Here is a 437-nt window from a genome sequence, read left to right on the forward strand (position 1 = left end):
TACAACATTATTCGCACCGCTGCTCATGCTTCTTTATCGAACCTATTCACTCTGTTCAGAAAGGGATGATATTCACCCACTAAGCCAAGTGGCGTTTGATTTCGAATATCGGCAACCGTGGTAATTGCTACGCGGTTTTCTTCCAAACCAAAGCCTCGACCCGCCAAAATTTCGTTGTAGCTAATCGTATGTAAATCGGTAAAACCACCGGAGAATTCAATCTCTTCACCATCACAGGTGATCGAACGGAAGGTGCGCTGGCCCGTGGCTTTTACATCATCCGGCACATCGTTGTAGTCAATCGACAAGAACCAGCGAACGCGTGCGTTTTCGTACTNGTAAGTAGCCGCCTGACTTTGTGTCTGACTTATAGTGAACAACGTTTTCTTGCAGCTCAACAAAGATAAAATGCAACATATCGTAAAAGTGCACGCCGA

The 437-nt window shown here is 45.6% G+C and carries 1 protein-coding gene; it reads right to left on the minus strand.

The window, feature by feature from the left end; genetic code table 11:
• Nucleotides 1-23 precede the first annotated feature (23 nt).
• Entirely contained in the window at nt 24-308 is a 285-nt protein-coding gene (locus A3751_RS00995; RefSeq protein ID WP_369821214.1) for a hypothetical protein, read from the minus strand.
• Between the last annotated feature and the right edge of the window lie 129 nt (nt 309-437).

The organism is Oleiphilus sp. HI0080 (genome assembly GCF_001635135.1).